The organism is Cupriavidus sp. GW822-FHT03E04 (genome assembly GCF_058801495.1).
Map to the genome: position 1 here is coordinate 167,966 of NZ_JBXANI010000001.1, position 15,432 is coordinate 183,397.

At 64.4% G+C, this 15,432-nt stretch carries 12 protein-coding genes; 4 read left to right on the forward strand and 8 right to left on the reverse strand.

Going from position 1 to position 15,432, the window contains the following annotated elements:
* Positions 1–49 precede the first annotated feature (49 nt).
* Both AC1RQC_RS00755 and AC1RQC_RS00760 read left to right on the forward strand, forming a co-directional pair.
* Positions 50–841: a 2,3-dihydro-2,3-dihydroxybenzoate dehydrogenase gene (locus AC1RQC_RS00755; RefSeq protein WP_492808491.1), complete on the forward strand. Its 792-nt coding sequence runs from the start codon at positions 50–52 to the stop codon at positions 839–841.
* A gap of 46 nt (positions 842–887) precedes the next feature.
* A complete protein-coding gene (locus tag AC1RQC_RS00760) occupies positions 888–2,183 on the forward strand; it encodes an MFS transporter (protein ID WP_492372509.1) in 1,296 nt (431 codons plus the stop codon).
* A 185-nt stretch (positions 2,184–2,368) separates the two neighbouring features.
* Here the strand turns inward: AC1RQC_RS00760 and AC1RQC_RS00765 are convergent, their stop codons facing one another.
* Entirely contained in the window at positions 2,369–2,608 is a 240-nt protein-coding gene (locus tag AC1RQC_RS00765; RefSeq protein ID WP_492808495.1) for a hypothetical protein, read from the reverse strand.
* 117 nt (positions 2,609–2,725) lie between these two features.
* Entirely contained in the window at positions 2,726–3,736 is a 1,011-nt protein-coding gene (locus AC1RQC_RS00770) for a CBASS cGAMP-activated phospholipase (RefSeq protein WP_492372507.1), read from the reverse strand.
* A gap of 315 nt (positions 3,737–4,051) precedes the next feature.
* Between AC1RQC_RS00770 and AC1RQC_RS00775 the strand changes: the two genes are divergently transcribed.
* Entirely contained in the window at positions 4,052–4,363 is a 312-nt protein-coding gene (locus AC1RQC_RS00775; protein ID WP_492372506.1) for a helix-turn-helix domain-containing protein, read from the forward strand.
* A 414-nt stretch (positions 4,364–4,777) separates the two neighbouring features.
* Here the strand turns inward: AC1RQC_RS00775 and AC1RQC_RS00780 are convergent, their stop codons facing one another.
* Complete coding sequence (locus AC1RQC_RS00780; protein ID WP_492372533.1) at positions 4,778–6,070, reverse strand: MFS transporter; 1,293 nt, start codon at positions 6,068–6,070, stop codon at positions 4,778–4,780.
* A gap of 175 nt (positions 6,071–6,245) precedes the next feature.
* Positions 6,246–7,019, reverse strand: coding sequence for a putative hydro-lyase (locus tag AC1RQC_RS00785; protein ID WP_492808677.1), 774 nt, complete (start codon positions 7,017–7,019; stop codon positions 6,246–6,248).
* Positions 7,020–7,257: 238 nt separating this feature from the next.
* Here AC1RQC_RS00785 and AC1RQC_RS00790 point away from each other — a divergent pair, with 238 nt between their 5' ends.
* The gene (locus tag AC1RQC_RS00790) at positions 7,258–8,190 is read left to right on the forward strand and encodes a LysR family transcriptional regulator (RefSeq protein WP_492808498.1); all 933 of its coding nucleotides are present in this window, start codon (positions 7,258–7,260) and stop codon (positions 8,188–8,190) included.
* An 82-nt stretch (positions 8,191–8,272) separates the two neighbouring features.
* Here the strand turns inward: AC1RQC_RS00790 and AC1RQC_RS00795 are convergent, their stop codons facing one another.
* The 4 genes from AC1RQC_RS00795 to AC1RQC_RS00810 all read right to left on the reverse strand — a co-directional run bounded on the left by AC1RQC_RS00795 (position 8,273) and on the right by AC1RQC_RS00810 (position 15,074).
* On the reverse strand, positions 8,273–10,438 hold the full coding sequence (locus AC1RQC_RS00795; RefSeq protein WP_492826279.1) for a PQQ-dependent dehydrogenase, methanol/ethanol family: 2,166 nt from the start codon (positions 10,436–10,438) through the stop codon (positions 8,273–8,275).
* Positions 10,439–10,463: 25 nt separating this feature from the next.
* Positions 10,464–11,369: a transporter gene (locus AC1RQC_RS00800; RefSeq protein ID WP_492808502.1), complete on the reverse strand. Its 906-nt coding sequence runs from the start codon at positions 11,367–11,369 to the stop codon at positions 10,464–10,466.
* An 85-nt stretch (positions 11,370–11,454) separates the two neighbouring features.
* Positions 11,455–12,873, reverse strand: a complete 1,419-nt coding sequence (locus AC1RQC_RS00805) for an aldehyde dehydrogenase family protein (protein WP_492882275.1) — start codon at positions 12,871–12,873, stop codon at positions 11,455–11,457.
* A 299-nt stretch (positions 12,874–13,172) separates the two neighbouring features.
* The gene (locus tag AC1RQC_RS00810; protein ID WP_492882276.1) at positions 13,173–15,074 is read right to left on the reverse strand and encodes a sigma-54-dependent Fis family transcriptional regulator; all 1,902 of its coding nucleotides are present in this window, start codon (positions 15,072–15,074) and stop codon (positions 13,173–13,175) included.
* Positions 15,075–15,432 lie beyond the last annotated feature (358 nt).

Sequence of the window (15,432 nt, forward strand, 5' to 3'; positions counted from 1 at the left end):
CGGCCGGCGACAGCTGCCGCATCCCCTCGTTCTACAGGAGTTTTATCGCATGGATAGCACCATCTCCGATTTCCCGGAATCCGTTGCCGTGGTAAGCGGCGCGGCCCAAGGCATAGGCGCGGCCGTGGTTCGCGCGCTCTGCGCGCGCGGCGTGACCGTCGCCGCGCTCGACATCCAGGCGGAAGTGCTGGAACAACTAGCGGCCGACGGTGCCGCAGCCGGGTATCGGATTCATCCTGTTAGGCTAGATATCGCCGATGGCGCCGCCGTGCGCGCTGCGGTGGATCGCATCGACGCGCAGATCGGCCCGATCGGCATGCTGGCCAACGTGGCGGGCATTTTGCGCGTCGCGAGCGTCGACGTCCTGCGCGACGAAGACTGGCACCGCAGCTTTGCCGTCAACATGCACGGCGTGTTCCACTTGTCGCGTGCAGTGGCGCAACGGATGATGCCGCGCCGAGCGGGCAGCATCGTCACGGTTGGCTCGAACGCGGCGTTCGTGCCACGCATGCAGATGGCAGCCTATGCGGCATCCAAGGCGGCTGCGCATCAGTTCACCAGATGTCTTGGCCTGGAGCTCGCCGAGCACGGCATTCGCTGCAACATCGTCGCGCCCGGCTCGACCGACACCCGGATGCAGCGCCAACTATGGACGGATAGGAACAGCAAGGAAGGCGTCATTGCGGGTTCGTTGCCCGCATATCGCACGGGCATCCCGCTGGGCCGCATTGCAGATCCCGAAGACATCGCGTCAGCCGTGCTGTTCCTGCTATCGAACGCATCTCGGCACGTCACGCTGCACAGTTTGTGCGTGGACGGCGGCGCCACGTTGGGCGTGTGACTCCAGCCGAATCTCGTCAGCGCCCCAATCACTCAATCAAAACGTAGTGACTGACTTCGCTTGTTATCGCTCCCCCACCAGTACCTCTCCCTTCAGGACCGCCATGTCCACCAAATCTACCCAGACAACGTCCGCAGCCACTCTGCCCGTCGCAGAGTTGATGCCGCTATTGATCACCAATCTCACGACCATGGGCGGCAGCTACGCCTTTATCGCCGTGGCGGGCCCGATGGCCCGCCTGATGCATCTGCAGGCCTGGCATGTCGGCGCCATCATCGGCATGGTCGGTCTGGTTTGGATCGTAACCGCCCGCCTCTGGGGCCGAGCCGTGGATGCACGGGGCCGTGTGCCAGTGCTTCGCATGGCGATCGTCGGCTTCACCGTCTCCTACGTACTGTTGGCGTGTTACGTCTGGTGGGCACTGCAAGGTGGCACGCATCACGTTCCTGCCATGGGCTTGAATATTGCGGCGCTACTGCTCACGCGCGCGGCGATGGGTGGCTTCTTTGCCGGCCTGCCCGTAGCGGCCACCGCCTGGATCGCCGACCACACCGCAGCCGAGTCACGGGCTGCCGCCATAGCACGATTTGGCGCAGCTGGCGCCATTGGCATGGTATTCGCTCCGCCCTTGGCGGGTTGGATTGGTCAATACAACCTATCCGTTGCGCTGCTCGTCTTTGCGCTGCTCCCGCTCGCCGGACTGCCATGGTTGGGGCGTCTGCAAGACACGCACAAACCACAAGCTCTGCGCGCTCCGCAACGCCTGAAGATCACCGACATGCGCATCCGCCTGCCGTGGCTGAGTTCCTTTACGCTGTTCAGCGTCATCATGATGGCCAACAGCTCGCTGGGCTTTTTCGTTATCGACCGCCTGGACGTCCCGGCCCACCAAGCGGCCGCCGTTGCAGGCTATGCCCTGGGCTGCGCCGGGCTGGCCTTGATCCTGATGCAAGCGATTGTTGGCAGGCTGCCGCATGTCGCGCCCCAGCAATGGCTGCGATGGGGTGCATTGGCAGGTGCGGCGGGCTTTGCATCCGTCTTGCTGGTCGGACCAACGCAGCCGATGGCCGTGTGCCTGAGCTATTCCGTGGCCGCTCTGGGCATGGGCGCCGCGCTCCCGGCAGTTGCCGCGCTGGCTAGCAATGCTGTCTGCGCTTCCGAGCAAGGCGCTTGCGCCGGAGCCATGTCCGCTGCGCAAGGCTTAAGCATGGTGGTAGCGCCGCTACTCGGCACGGTGCTCTATGACCTGCTGCCGCACGCACCTTTTGCGTTGATCAGCATCCTGTTGCTGGTGCTGTTCGGCGCGACCTGGCGAGGCACACAGGAACATGTGGCAGCATGACGCTTGTCGCGTCCTGGTTCATTTCAGCAAGTGTGATTCCTCGCGCGTCGACAGCATGTCCATGGCAAGCCAGAATCTTTTTGAAATGGCCTCTAAATGGCGAGCATGAGCGGCGTTGCGATGGATCTCTCCATCAAGCAATCGCATGACCATCGCGCAAACGCCTTGCGCGACTCAGAATGCCCTCAGACGACAGACAGCGGCGAAGGCGCCAGATCGAGCATGATACGAAGCTCGACGTTGTCCGGATTGCGCGGCTGCCAAACGCGACCGATGACCACAAAGATGATTGGCTGTCCTGGGAACTGAATCAGGTCGCCGATCACGGGTGTTATCGCGCCGGTGTGGGGAGTCAGATCCAAGTCGATGTCTCTTGCCGCGGCTTGCGCGGCTGGGGTGAACTCAAGGGTGATCGTGAGTTTCATATGGACCCGTTCGTGGTTGAGAATATTGGATCATTGGATGCTTCCATTCTTCCACATTGCGCTGGCCCGCTCCTGCGCCACCGCGACCTGCTTGCGCGGCGCATGCGCTTTGCCGGCCTAGCTTTTCTGATTGGTGTGTTCGCCGTAGTAGAACATTGCCGAGCGGGCTGTGTGAGTTAGGAAGGATCGGCAGTCTTCGTCTCCGATGCAGATCTTGGAGCGTTCCGTCGCGGCGCCAAGCAATACCTCCTTCGCCGCGCTGTCGGCCCGATCAAGGGCGACGGCCCGTGCGCGCTGGTCGGTGAGATCGTCATCGACAAGGAAATAGCGCTTTGAGAGCAGATGCGAAAGCATGAAGTCACTCAGTGCCTCCTGTACCGATATCGACAAGCCAAACACTCTCTTCGGCATGTTTGCCGGATTAACGCCTCCCCAGTCATATGTCCCACCCTCTCGGTTTCGACGTGGGTTGACGGTGAATTTCGATGACATGGTACCGACCGCCATCACGTGAATGCGGTCTGTCGGTTGCCCCATGGACGACTGCGCTTCGTGGACCGCGAGCATGCCCGGCGCATTGGCGTACAGACCGCCGTCAACATATTGATTGTTGTTGAACGTATATCGTGGAAAGTATGCGGGCGCCGCGCTAGTCGCCATGGCGACATCTACCAGCCGGCATTTATGATCTCGCTTGAAATCCGGATGATGCGGCGTCTTGAAGATCTGCGGCCTGCCTGTCGAGTAATTGATCACCGGTATGATGACCGGATGCCTGCATGCTCCGAGGACTTGATCACCAAATATCATCTTGTCACGAAGCAGCGACTGCAAAGGTGCGGAAGAAAATGGTGCGCGCCAGATTCCCGCCAGAGACCAGCGCCGCTTGAAGATCAATCCCCCATGACTGGCGAGAAGTTCGACAATGCGCTGCGCAGGGATTTCCATCGCAATGGCCAATGCCAGGATGCCACCGATCGATGTGCCCGTGACAAGATCGAACCGAGTGGCGATTGGCGCGCCAATCTCTTCTTCGAAGTCAGCTAGCAATTTGGCCGTATAAAGGCCTCGGAAGCCTCCGCCTGACAGCGCCAGGATCTGAAACCGTCCGGAGTCTGCATTTGTCATTCGGGACCTCCTCGCCGGAATTTCGATGACACGTCTTTATCCCGTTGCGTCGCTGTGCAGCAAGAAGCATGATAATCACTTGTCGAAGCAGTTGTCAGCATTCAGAAATGCAGCCTGACGCTGGCGCCGCGCATGCAGATGGTCAACGAGGGCATGCAAACCTAGGCCGGGGGGCGCAACAGATCAACCAAGCCCTGATAGGCATATTACGACTGCTATAGCAAGCTTATCGACGTGTATCTTGACATGCCCCCTGGATGCCGGACCATACGATATGATCGCCTATTCGGGCGCAATGACACAAAAGCATACGTTATGCCTGCTATTCGAAGCACATCGACAGGCGATGAAATCGCTGCTGAAATCGGTGCCCGCCTGCGCTCCAAGCGCATAGAACGCAACGTCACGATCGAGGACCTGGCGAAACGCGCCGGGGTCGGCCGGACCGCTCTGGGCGACCTGGAGGCCGGACGGGATGTGCGCGTATCCACACTGGTAAAGGTGATGCGAGCGCTGAGCATGATCGGCAGCCTGGACGCAGCCTTCCCGGATACCTTGCCACCAAGCGAAGCGCTGTCTGCGCGAGGCGAAGTCCGCAAGCGCGCCTACAAGCCCAAGGAACGATAGTTTGGTGACGCAAGGGAAGCCGCGCTCGCCGCGGCGCGCCCGTCCGGTACAAGGCGTTCCCGCGAGCGCCCATGTCCTCATGCGCGGTCAGACCGTTGGCGCCGTTATAGTGGGGCGCAACATGGAGCCTGCCACCGGCCTATGACCTGACGTTCTCCGCAGGTGCGGGTTATGTGTTCAACGGCCGGGCGGCGCTGGCCCGGCTCTGGAAAGTGGCACCGAAGGAGATTGAGGCGCGCGCCGGGCGCCCGCGCATGTTTACACTCTGCGCGCGTAAGTGCAACCGTTGCCAAAGCGGCCCTGGTGCAAACCGGAGGGACGTACACGACGGTCGTGTCGCCGCGGGAGACCCGCTTCATCCACGGCGACACCTCACACCAGCTCAAGAGCGCCAGAGCGGCAGTAGCCGGGGACTTACATGCCAGCGGCTTCGAGCTCGCGGCCACGGGTTTCCGGCAGCGTCAGCGCGGCAATGATGAGCACGCCATAGGCCGCCGCGGCGAAGATGCCGATGCTGGCGCCGAGTCCATATTGCTTGGACAGCGCGCCGATCAGGAAGGGAAAGAGTGCGCCGACAGCCCGGCCGAAGTTGTAGCAAAAGCCCTGGCCGGAGCCACGCACCCGCGTCGGGAACAGTTCGGTCAGGAACGCGCCCATGCCGCTGAAAATGCCCGAAGCGAAGAACCCGAGCGGGAAGCCCAGCCAGAACATGGCGCCGTTGCTCAACGGCAGCATCGTGTAGCCAAAGGCAACCGTCATCGAACCCACCGCGAAGAGAATGAAGTTCGGCTTGCGGCCAAGCCTGTCGGTCAGATAGGAACTGACGAGGTAGCCGATCCACGAGCCGAAGATGATCATGGCCAGGTATCCCCCCGTCCCCATCACCGTCAGGTGACGCTCGGTCTTCAGGTACGTCGGCAGCCAGGTCGTGATCGCGTAGTACCCGCCTTGTGCGCCGGTCGCCAGCAGCGCCGCGCGCACCGTCGTCGACAGCAGCTTCGGGCTGAAGATCTCCGTGAAACGGGGACGATCGCTCGCCTTGCCTTGCGCAGCCTTCTCTTTTTCGTAGACGTCCGGCTCCTTCACGTAGCGGCGGATGACCACCACCAGCAGCGCCGGAAGCAGGCCGATGAGGAACAGCGCGCGCCACGCCAGTTCGGCCGGCAGGACCGAGAACAGCACGGAGTACAGGATGGCCGTCAGACCCCAGCCAATCGCCCAGCCCGATTGCACCAGGCCGACGGCCTTGCCGCGATCCTTGGCGCGGATCACCTCCCCGATCAGCACGGCGCCGGCGGTCCATTCACCGCCGAAGCCGAAGCCCATCAGTGCGCGCGCGGCCAGCAGTTGCTCGTAGTTCTGCGCCAGCCCGCACAGGCCGGTAAAGACCGCGAACCACACCACCGTCAATTGCAGCGTGCGCACCCGGCCGATGCGGTCCGACAGGATGCCGGCGGCCCAACCGCCCAGTGCCGAAGCCAGCAAGGTGAGCGTACCGATGAAGCCGGCGTCGGCCAGGCTGATACCCCAGGTAGCGACCAGCGTCGGAATGACAAAGGAGAGCATCTGCGTATCCATGCCGTCGAGCATGTAGCCGACCTTGCAGCTCCAGAAGGCGCGCTTCTGGCGAGACGATGCATCGCCGTACCAGGAGAACAGGTTGCCGCCGGCGTCGACAGACGCCGTTGGTGCAACGGAGGAAACCATTGCGGGATTGGCGGCGGCCGCCGCCGCGGGGGTCTTGTTGTCCATGAAACGCTCCTGGGCGCGTGGGTTGAACGGTCTTTCGCGCGGCTACCGGGGCCGGCCCATTGCCCATCGCCCATCGATGGATGAACGCAGCCCTCGGACTCGCGCGGATCTTTCGTTGGCCGCCGGTGGACTAGAACACGGCAAGCGAGGCGTTCTTGATATCGGTCACCAACATGTGGCCGGGCTTGTGCGCGATCGCCAGCGGCAACCTCGCGGCCATGATCGCGGTCTGAGGTGTGACGCCGCAGGCCCAGTAGACCGGCAGCTCTCCCGGCTTGATCGTGACGGGATCGCCGAACTCCGGCTTGGCCAGGTCTTCGATCCCCAGGTCAGCCGGGTCGCCGATGTGGATTGGCGCTCCATGGACGGCAGGGAAACGGCTGGTGATCTGCACGGCGCGAATCGCCTCGGCACCGCGCATGGGCCGCATCGACACCACCAGCTCGCCACCGAAAACGCCCGCGCGCCGGTTCGCAATCCTGGTGCGGTACATCGGCACGTTGCGGCCTTGCTCGACATGCCGCAAGGGGATGCCTTCCTGCGCCAGCATGTGCTCGAACGAGAACGAGCAGCCGATGGCGAACACCACGAAGTCGTTCTGCCACAGGTCGGCCAGCGATTCGGTCTCTTCGGCCAGCCGCCCGTCGCGATAGATGTTGTAAGCCGGCACATCGTTGCGGATGTCCACCTCGCGCCCGAGTACCGGCACATGCCATTGTCCCGGCTCACCGACGCCCAGCAACGGACACGGCTTCGGATTGGCCTGGCAGAAGCGCAGGAAATCGCTAGCGTACGCCGACGGCAGGATGGCCAGGTTGGCCTGGGCGTAGTCGCCGCAATAGCCTGCGGTGGGGCCACGGAACTGCCCGCTGCGCACGGTCCGGCGAAAGTCGAAAGGCATCAGGTCTTCGGGCATCTGCGTTCTCATGGCGTTATGACGTCGTCGTGGTTGCCTTGAACGATAGAGAGTAAAATTTTTTATCGCCAACGACTTTTTGTTGGCACCTATGTATAGAATTTCTTAACAACCTTACGGGTTTCCCCCTACCCGCACCGAGCTGGTGCCAAACCGGGATTAACGCCAACTGTCGGGATATCCCAAGCAATTTGGCGCCTTCTGCACCGATTCACTCCACAGCCGGATGAATACGCGATTCCTCGAAACCTTCGTCACGCTAGCCAAATTGCACAGCTTTCGTGCAACGGCAGCCGCGCTGCATGCGACGCCAGCTGCCATTTCCCAACGGATAAAGGCACTGGAAGATGAGCTGCAAACCGCGCTGGTCGACCGGGAGAGCCGCGAATTTCGATTGACACCCAATGGCGAGTACCTGCTCGGGTACGCAAAGGGAGTGGTAGAGGCCGCACGGCGGCTGCAGGCCGCCGCCTCTGGCGACAGCAAGATCCGCGGGCGCCTGCGCCTGGGCGTGATCGAGACCGTGGTGCACAGCTGGCTGCCGAACTACATGCGACGGCTCGCCGCGGACTACCCACAGCTGGAAGTCGAACTGACCGCCGACGTGAGCGTGGTGCTCCAGCGCAGGCTGATTGCCGACGAGCTCGATCTCATCATTCGCGTCGAAGGCAGTGACGAAAGCAACGTGGTGTGCAATGCGCTCGCCAACTATCCCGTGCACTGGGTGGCGCGCGCAGGCTTGCTGTCGCACACGCGCGGCTCGCTTGCCAGGCAGGTGCTGCAACATCCCATCCTGACGTTCGGCCGGGGGACCGCGCCGCATCGCGCGCTGGAGGACATCGTGGCCAAACTCGCGGGAGCCCACGGTGTGCCGCTTTCGGAAACCCGCATTACCGGGTCGCCGTCGATTGCCGTGATCGTGCAGCTCGTGCGCGATGGTTTCGGCGTGGCCGCGATTCCGCGCCTGTTCGTCGACAAGCTGATCGAGAGCGGCGAAGTCGTGGAGTTGCCGCTGCAGCCCGCGCCTCCGTCCATCGTGGTTTCGATGTCGCGGCGTGCCGACGCGCCGCTATTCGTGCACGGCGCAGCCACCTCGGCACGCGCAGCCTGCGCGGAATACTGCCGCAACAGCAACAGGCGGCTGGTTGAGCCGCTGTGACGGCACGTTGGCCAGCGCCCAGAGGCAGCCGACGGCCTTGCGGCCGGCGGCCTTCCCTGGTGCTTTCGCGCCCCGATTCAGCTCAGGGCTTCTTTGGCCGTACTGCGTCTGCCGTACCCTGGATGAAAGCCTGAATCTTCTCCACGTCCTGCGCGGTCAGCTTGCCGGTGAAATCCGGCATGCCCTGCTGCACGAAGGGACCGTTGAACACGATCTTGCCCAGGTTCTCGATCAGGCCGGACCCGACGTAAGCCAGATTGGGGATATTGCCGCCCTTGTCCACCCCCGGCACGCCATGACAGAACACGCAGTTGTTGACGTACAGCTTCTGCCCTTCCTGCACATGGGCGGGGTTGTACTTGACGCCGGACAACAACTCGGCCATCGGATATGCTGCCGCTTCGGCGGCCTTGGCCTTGCCGCCCACGGCAAACGTGTAGACCGTGCCGGGTGCCTTGCGGTCGGTGGCGCGTGCGCTCAGGCCGAACACGCCACCCCACCCTACCGCAATCGACACGTACTGCTTGCCGTCGACCAGGTAGGTGACCGGCGGGGCCACGACCCCCGTACCGACCGGCGCCTCCCATAGCTTTTCGCCATTAGCCGCGTTATAGGCGATGAAGCGGCCGTCCGCGGTGCCCTGGAACACCAGGTTGCCGGCCGTGGTCAGCGTGCCGCCGTTCCACGGCCCCGTATAGTCCTGGTGCCAGACCGCCTTCTGCGCGATCGGGTCCCATGCGATCAGCCTGCCAAACGGCTTGCTCGTCGGTGGCTCGGCATTGACCAGCATGCCGAGATTCCATCCTACCCCGCTGTGCGCTTCCTGAGAGTCCTTCTGGTTGCGCGCCCACGCCTTGTCGTCCGCCAGGGTCAGGGGCACGTGCTGCGCCGGAATATAGGCCAGGCCGGTGCGCGGGTTGAACGACATGGCATGCCAGTTGTGCGCGCCGAACGGGCCAGGCACCACGTCGACCGGCTTGAGGCTGGTATTGGCAAGCGGACTCTCGACCGGCCGCCCATCCTTGTCGTAGCCCGTGGCCCAGTTCACGTCGACGAAGTTCTTCGCCGAGATGAACTTGCCGTTGGTGCGGTCGATCACGAAGAAGAAGCCGTTCTTTGGCGCGTGCAGGATCACCTTGCGCGGCTGGCCGTCGATCTTGAGGTCGGCCAGGATGATGTCCTGCGTCGAGGTGTAGTCGGAATTGTCGCCCGGCGTTTCCTGGTAGTGCCAGACGTATTCGCCGGTATCGGGATTGAGCGCCACCACCGAGGCCAGGTAGAGATTGTCGCCGCCGCCGGGGCTGCGCAGCTTGCGGCTCCAGGGCGCGCCGTTGCCGGTGCCGATATACATCAGGTTCAGCTCGGGGTCGAAGGCCATGGTGTTCCACACGGTGCCGCCGCCGCCATTGAGCCAGTATTTGCCGCTCGGGTCCCAGGTGCCGGCCGCGCGGGCCATGGCCTCGTTTTCGAACGGCTTGGCGGGGTCTCCCGGCACCGTGAACCAGCGCCACCGCTGCGCACCGGTCTCGGCGTCGTAGGCGGTGATGTAGCCGCGCGCGCCGTACTCCGCCCCACCGTTGCCGATGATGACCTTGCCCTTGTACACGCGCGGCGCGCCCGTGATGGTGTAGGAGAACTTGTGATCCACCACGGTGTCCTGCTCCCACGCCTTCTTGCCGGTCGCGGCGTCGATGGCCACCAGCCGGCCGTCGAAGGCACCGACGAAGACCTTGCCCTTGTAGACCGCCACGCCGCGGTTCACCACGTCGCAGCAACCCTTGTAGCCGAGATTGCGCGGCACCTTGGGATCGTAGGTCCAGAGCCGCTTGCCGGTGCGCGCGTCGATGGCATGGACGACGCTCCACGGCGCCGTCACATACATCACGCCATCGACCACCAGCGGCGTGGCCTCGACCCCGCGCGTCGATTCCAGGTCATAGGACCAGGCCAGGCCCAGCTGCGCGGCGTTGCCGGTGTTGACCTGGTCGAGCTGGCTGAAACGCGTTTCCGCGTAGTCCAGCCCGTAGGAAGGCCAGTTGGCGGTGCCGCGCTCATTGGCGCGGATCGCCGCGCCGTCGATACCTGCGGTGATGGCACGCACCTTTTGCACAGTGAGTGCCCTGGCGGGCGCGGCGTCGGCGCCGAGCGCCGCGCCCGCCGGTGATGCCAGCGCAACCGCCGCGAACGTTCCCAGCCACAGCGCGGCTGCCCTGTCCTGCTTGCTCTTGCTCCTGCTTCTTCTCATCATGGTCTGCTTTCCTTGTCAGGTCCGGTCAAAATACTTTGAGCACGCGAAGATTGAAACGGCTGCCTTCCATCGGCCCGTTGCGCACCGAGATGTCCTGCCCATAGGTGCCCAGCACCTGTACGGTCGGCGTCGGGAACCACGCCATCCCCAGTGAAAACTTGGAACTATTGGTGTTGTCGTTGCGGGAGACGCCGTTCACCTTGCTTTCGCCGCCGGCCGTGTAGGACAGCCCGCCGCGGATGTCGAAGGTGTCAGTGAAGTTGTAGCGCAGCCAGCCCTGGCCCTGGAACAGCGGGGCTTGCTTCAGGGTGGCCGAGGCCGCGCCAAACTTGTTGTTGTCGCCATAGAAGGTCACGTCGGCGATCAGGTCGAGGGTGAACTTGCCGACCAGGGGCGTGATGTAGCCTGCCTGCAAGGCGAACTTCCAGCGGTTCTCGCCAAGGTTGAGTGCCCGTTCCTTGTCGTAGCTGCCAACCGGCACGTAGAGGAACGGCGTCATGCCGAAGTACCGCTTCTGCTGCGGCTGGTTGACCAGCCATACGGTCGCGGCCAGGATCGGATCGCCCATGCCGCCACTGCTGCCGAGCCCGCTCAGCTGGTCGCGCCCGCGCAGGTTGCCGAACGGCAGCAAGATCTGCGGGTCGACGGTAAAACCGGCGATGTCCATGAAATGCACATAGCGCGCGATGCCGATATCCGAGTTCAGGTTGCCGCCGGCCACCTGCCTGCCGCTGGCGTAGACCTTGTCACGCTCCGCGTGCTGGTAGTAAAGCATGCCCAGGTTGGTGCCCGCCGGCAGCGCGGTATAGTCGCCGGCGTCCACGTCGATGGCGTGCGCGGGCGCTGCCGCCAGCAGCAGGGCCGCGATGACGCTGCCATGGCGCAGGGCCGAACGCGTCCTCCGGCGCATGGCCGGTCCTTGTTGTTGCATGTCTCCTCCATTTTTTGTTGTGCGCCCATGCCGCGGCACAGCCAGAGGGCCGTGCCGGGTCTGACGGGCGGGATGCCGCAGGCGCTCAGGCTGCCTGCTGGCGCGCGATATTGATCACGCTCAGTTGCGCATATTCGGCCAGGCCCTCGGCGGCGAACTCCACGCCCACGCCGGACTCCTTGGCGCCCACCAGGGGGATGTGCGGGCCGAAATGCAGGTGATGGTTGACCCACGCAGTGCCCACGTCGAGCCGCTGCGCCACGGCATAGGCACGCGCCTGGTCGGACGACCAGACCGAGCCGCCCAGGCCGTAGGGCGAGCCGTTTACGCGCGCCACGGCATCGTCCAGGTCTTCGTACCTGAGCACCGGCAGGATCGGCGCGAACTGTTCCTCGGCGACCAGCGCATTGGTGTCGGGCAGGTCGCGCACGATGGTGGGCGCGATGAAGTAGCCGTCGCCCTTGAGCGCGGCGCCGCCGGCCAGCACCTTGCCGTCGCGCCGGGCCGCGGCCAGGAAGCGGCCGGCCTTGTCGAACTGCATGGCGTTCTGCAACGGCCCGAGGGTCACGCCGGGCTCGGCGCCGTTGCCAACCACGGCCTGCCTGGCCAGTTCGGCCAGCGCATCGCAAAGCGCGTCATGGATGGAGGCATGCACGTACAGGCGCTTGAGCGCCAGGCATACCTGCCCGCAGTTGTAGAAGGCGCTGCCGAAGATCCTGGGCGCGATTTGCGCCACGTCGGCGTCGTCGAGCACGATCGCACCGTCGTTGCCGCCAAGCTCCAGCGTGATGCGCTTGAGGCGGGGCCCGGCGCTTTCCATCACTTTCTTGCCCGTCGCGGTGGAGCCGGTAAACGAGACCTTGGCCACGTCGGGATGCGACGTCAGCAGGCCGCCCAGATCGTTGAGATCGGTGACCACGTTGAGCACGCCTGCTGGGAAGATGCCGTTGGCGATGGCGCCGAGCTGCAGCGAAGCCAGCGGCGTGGTCGGCGCGGGCTTGAGCACCACGGTATTGCCCATCAGCAGCGCGGGCGCGATCTTGTAGGCGGCGATCAGCACCGGGAAATTCCACGCGGCAATGGCGGCGACCACGCCCAGCGGCTTGTGATGGACTTCGATGCGATGGGTCGCATCGTCCTGCACCACCGATACCGGCAGCTCCATGCCGGCGATATGGCGCACGAACGCCAGCGCGAACTGCAGCTCCTGGTGTGCCTCGGCCAGCGGCTTGCCCTGCTCCAGCACCAGCGACGCGGCAAGGTCTTCCGCGTTGGCCGCCATTTCGTCAGCGAAGCGCAGCAGCAAGGCCCGGCGCGCTGGCAGGCCGAGCGCCGCCCAGGCCGGCTGGGCCGCCTTGGCCGCCGCCACCGCCGCGTGCGCATCGCGCTCGGTCGCGCGGGATACCGTATTGAACACCTTACCCGTGGCGGGATTGATCACGTCCAGCAGGGCCCCGCCCTCGACCAGCTTGCCGCCGATCACCAGTGCTGCATTGCTTGGCATATTGTCTGTCTCCTTTGTCTGTGCAGGCAGCGCTCATGCGCTCGTACTGCTAACTGCAAAGGGCGTGCCCGGCCCATCGTGCGTGCGCTCGCCTGCCGTCGCAACCACGCCATCCCGCGCGTTGCGGCCGCTCCCCAAGCCGGATGGGCCCAGGTGTGCGTGCAAGCGGCGCCGTATTGCTGTCTCAAACTGCGCCGGTGTCTCGACACAACTGAGACACGCAGGGAAAAGAAAAAGCCCCCGATAACCGCGCACGCGATCATCGGGGGCCCTGAGAGAGGATGCTAGTCCGGCTGCGATCAGCCGGGGTTGTGGCGCGCCAGCTTGCGATACAGGGTGGCGCGCGAGATGCCCAGCGCGCGCGCAGCCTGCGAGCGATTGCCACTGAGCTGAGCCAGGGTCCTGTGGATCAGCTCGTTCTGCACATCCGCCATGACGGTGGAGTGGCCAAGGGCTGGCCGCGCCTCCAGCGCCGGTGTGCCGGCCGCCGCCGCCACCCAGCAGTCGTCGAAATGCTCGCGCCGCACGATTTCGCTATCGCCGGACAAGGCAATGGCTGCGCGCAGCACCTGGTGGAGTTCGCGTACATTGCCGGGCCAGTGGTGCGACATGACCAGGGCCATGGCATCGGCGTCGAGCCGCTTGGATCGCCCGCGCGCGAGCGACTGCAGCACGGACGCCACCAGCTCGGGCATGTCCGTGCGCTCGCGCAGGGCAGGCATGCGCACCGACATGCCATTCAGGCGGTAGAACAAGTCCTCCCGGAAGGTGCCCTCGCGCACCAGGTCGGGAAGATGGCGGTGGGTCGCGCAGATCACGGAGATATCGACCGGCACCGGCTTGCTGCTGCCGATCCGGGTCAGGCTGCGCTCCTGCAGCACGCTCAGCAGCCGGGTCTGCAGCGCCAGCGGCATATCGCCGATCTCATCGAGGAAGAGCGTGCCCTGATTTGCCTGTTCTATCTTGCCCGCGCTGCCGCCCTTGCGGCTGCCAGTAAATGCACCGTCGGCATAGCCGAACAGTTCGGCTTCGGCCAGGCTTTCGGGAATCGCCGAGCAGTTGAGCGAGACGAAGGCTTCGCCCGGCCGGCTGGCCTCGTGCAGGGCGCGCGCCAGCATGCTCTTGCCGGTACCGGTCTCGCCCAGCACGATCACCGGCACCTGCTCGCGGATCACGGTCACGGCCTTCTCGACGGTGCGGGACAACGCCGCATCGGCAATCACGCATGACCCGTTGTCGGCCGGCTTGGCGCCATCGCTGCCATGCTGCTGACGCCCGCGCCTGGGCGCCGTTGGCTGGTCAAGCGAAACAAAGAAGCGCTCGCCGCCGAGCGCGCTCAGCGATCCATGGCTGGATACCACCGTGCCATGCAGACCGCTGGCGAAGACCTGGCGCAACTCAGTACCGGCACCGCCAGCGCCGCGCAGTTTCAGCATCTGCCGCGCGGCACGGTTGGCGGCCACAATCACGTCATCGCCCGAGATCGCGACAATGCCCTCGGCCGGCGTGTGCAGCATGCGATGGTCATGATGCAGATGCAGGATGCGGCAGCCATGCAGCCTGGCGTACAGCCGGTTCTCGATCGACATGGCGGCCGACTGCACGAGGCTGAGCGCGTAGCTGGGCAGGTCCACGCCGAAACCGGTGATGTCGATCACGCCGATCAGCTGGTCGTGGCAGTCGTAGATCGGCGCCGCCGCGCATACCACGTCGACAAGCTCATTGAGATAATGCTCGCCGCGCCGAATCTCCACCGCCCCGCCGCCTTCGATCAGCACGCAGGCCGGCGCGTTGGTGCCGAGCGAACTCTCGCATACGCGCTTGCCGCCCCGGAGCACGGCCGCGGCAGCCGGGCCAATCCCGGCACGGGCGCCCGCGTTGGAGCTGACGATCATGCCGTCGGCGTTGGTGCAGAACACGAGCCAGTGCTGCGCGGGAAACGCGCGCGCCAGAATCTCCATGTCCTCGCCGGAGGCCTCGATCAGCACCCGATGTTCATCCTCGATCCACTGCAGCTGCGTGCGCGAGACAGCAGTGCTGAACAGCGCCTGATCCTCGGGCCGCATGCCAGCGTTAGAGGCGCGTTGCCAGCTCCTGGCAATCAGGTCGGATACGGTCCCGGGAGGAATGCGCTTCCCGTCGAAAAAATTCCGTCTCGCAAGCTGCACGTCTGTTGCCGGGCCAATCGATGCATGCCTCATTCAGTCGTCTCCGTACGGTCTTGTTCTGATGGCGCTAACTGCCGCTGCTGCCGCGGCGGGGGGCGCGCGCTGGAGAGGAACTGTAAGTGAGGCACCCCCCGTTTTCAAGCGCATGACGGTGCGGAACATGGTTTTCACCTAGCGCGCAAGCACGAGGCCGGCTCCCCGCCCACGAAACGAGCGGCACACCGTCTCAATTTGAGACAGTGCCGGCCAATGCCGGCCAATTTTGCCAGGAACACTACAGGTACGGCCGGCACCACTAGACCCGCTTTGCCAGCCGCCGTTGCGCCAGGCAGTCGCCATTTTTGACGTGGCCTCCTGGTTGGCCACGCAGGCCGGATCCACTTCAGGCAGC